Raw genomic sequence first — 2,687 nt, forward strand, 5'->3', positions numbered from 1 at the left:
CGAGCTGCACCCGGACCTGGCGCTGCTGCTGAGCACGTCGGGGTCCACCGGCTCGCCGAAGCTGGTCCGGCTGTCGCACACCAACCTCCAGGCCAACGCCGAGTCGATCGCCGAGTACCTGGGGGTGCGGGAGACCGACCGGGCGGCGACCAGCCTGCCGCTGCACTACTGCTACGGCCTGTCGGTGGTGAACAGTCACCTCGCCCGGGGCGCCGCGCTGGTGCTGACCGACCGCTCGGTCGCCGACGACTGCTTCTGGGAGCTGTTCCGCCAGGCCCGGGCCACCAGTTTCGCCGGGGTGCCGTACACCTTCGACCTGCTGGACCGGGTCGGCTTCGCCGCGATGAACCTGCCGCACCTGCGCTACGTCACCGCCGCCGGCGGCCGGCTGGCGCCGGAGAAGGTGGTGCGCTTCGCCGAGCTGGGCCGGCGCAGCGGCTGGGACCTGTTCGTCATGTACGGGCAGACCGAGGCGACGGCCCGGATGGCGTACCTGCCGCCGGACCTGGCGGCCAGCCGACCGGAGGCGATCGGCGTGCCGGTGCCGGGCGGCGAGTTCCGGCTCGCTGCGCTGCCGGAGCAGCCGGACGGCGTCGGCGAGCTGGTGTACGCCGGACCGAACGTGATGCTCGGCTACGCCGAGCGCCCGGCCGACCTGGCGTCGGGGCGTACCGTGACCGAGCTGCACACCGGCGACCTGGCCCGCCGCGGCCCGGACGGCCTGTACGAGCTGGTGGGCCGGCGCAGCCGGTTCGCCAAGATCCTCGGCCTGCGGGTGGACCCGCAGCGGGTGGAGGCGCTGCTGGCCGCGCACGACGTGGACGCGGCCTGCCTGGGCGCGGACGACGAGCTGTTGGTGGCAGTGGCCGGCGAGGTGGATCCGGCACGGGTCCGTCGGCTGGTCGCCGGCGAGCTGGCCCTGCCACCCCGGGCGGTACGGGTGCTGGCGCTGCCGCGGCTGCCCCGGCTGGCCACCGGCAAGGTGGACTACCCGGCGCTGCGCGAGTCGGCGGCCGGTCCGGTCGCCGCGCCCGCGCCGTCGGCTCCCGCCCCGGACGACGACCTGTGCCGGCTCTTCGCCGAGGTGCTGGACCGCACCGACGTGACCCCGGAGCACAGCTTCGTCGACCTGGGCGGCGACTCGCTGTCGTACGTCGAGATGTCGGTCCGCCTGGAGCGGGCGCTCGGCCAGCTGCCGCCGAACTGGCACACCCTGCCGATCGGGGCGCTGCCCGCGCCGCGCGGCGGGCGGTCGCGCCGTCGGCGGACGCTGGAGACCAGCGTGGCGTTGCGGGCCGTGGCGATCGTGCTGGTCGTCGGCTCGCACATCCCGATGTTCACCCTCACCGGCGGGGCGCACCTCCTGCTCGGGGTGGCCGGCTTCAACTTCGCCCGGTTCCTGCTGACCGACGCCGGACGGACCGACCGGCTGCGTCAGGTCCGCTCCGCCCTGGCCCGGATCGTGCTGCCCACGACCGCCTGGATCGCGGCGATGCTGGTGCTCACCGACCAGTACCGGTGGAGCAACCTGCTGCTGCTCAACAGCCTCGTCGGCCCAGACGACGGGCGCACCGAGTGGCACTTCTGGTTCGTCGAGGCGCTGGTCTACATCCTGGTCGCGGTGGCCGTCCTGCTGGCGGTGCCGGCGATGGACCGGCTGGAACGCCGCCACCCGTTCGGGCTGCCGGTGACCCTCGCCGGGCTCGGGCTGCTCAGCCGCTACGACGTCTTGGGCCTGGACGCCCGGTACGACCTGCCGACGGCGGTCGTGGCGTTCTGGCTCTTCGCGCTCGGGTGGGCGGCGGCCCGCGCCGACGGGGTACGGCAGCGGCTGCTGGTCACCGCCGCCGCGGCGGCCACCGTGCCGGGCTTCTTCGGCCAGCCGCAGCGGGAGGCGTTGATCGTGGCCGGGTTCGCGCTGCTGGTCTGGCTGCCGACCGTGCCGAGCCTGGGTCCGCTGAACCGGGTGGCCGGTGTGCTGGCGGGCAGCTCCCTGTACATCTACCTGACCCACTGGCAGGTCTACCCGCACCTGCGCGACCAGCCACTGCTGGCCCTGGTGGCGTCGCTGGCGCTGGGCGTCGGGTACGCGGCCCTGGTGCAGCGGGCCGGACCGGTCATCAACGGATTGTTGAAAAGATTCCGTTGACACGGTGGGCGCGATGGGGTCTGCTGGAGGCGTGACCGACGACGCCTTCACCGCCCCCGACGCGGCCCGCGCCCGCGCCCACCGCACCTACGCCGCGCTGGAACGCATCACCGCGCGGCACGCCGGGACCGAGGCGCGCCGCCGGCGCCACACCAACCCGTACCTGGCCGATCCGTACGAGGCGGTCGCGCTGGTGACCGCCCTCGCCGCCGGCGGGGCGGAGCGGGAGCCCGGTGAGGAACCGGTCGACGAGGCCGACCTGACGGCGGCGTTGACCCTCCTGCCCCACCTGCGCGCCGAGCTCGACACGCTGGAGGCCGGGCTGCTGACCCTCGCCCGGGGGGCGCGGCATGACCTGGCAGGCGATCGCCTTCGGGCTGGGGCTGGGCAGCGCACAGGCCGCCAAGCAGCGCTTCGAGCGGGTGTCCGCCCGCACCGCCGGCACCGACTGACCGCGATCGCGCTCTTGCCGGCCGACCGCAACGCCGAGAGACCGGCTTCCCGACCGCCCGATCGGGGCCGAGGCGCCGGCTTGCCG

At 74.8% G+C, this 2,687-nt stretch carries 2 protein-coding genes; both read left to right on the forward strand.

All coding sequences use genetic code 11. The features are described from left to right. Window positions 1-2,149: AMP-binding protein (locus JNW89_RS33945; RefSeq protein WP_238452146.1), on the forward strand; the 2,149-nt coding region annotated here is incomplete at its 5' end. A 31-nt stretch (window positions 2,150-2,180) separates the two neighbouring features. Continuing rightward, window positions 2,181-2,687 (forward strand): hypothetical protein (locus JNW89_RS33950; RefSeq protein ID WP_238452147.1); only part of this gene is annotated, 507 nt, incomplete at its 3' end.

It is taken from the genome of Micromonospora sp. 4G55, assembly GCF_016803375.1.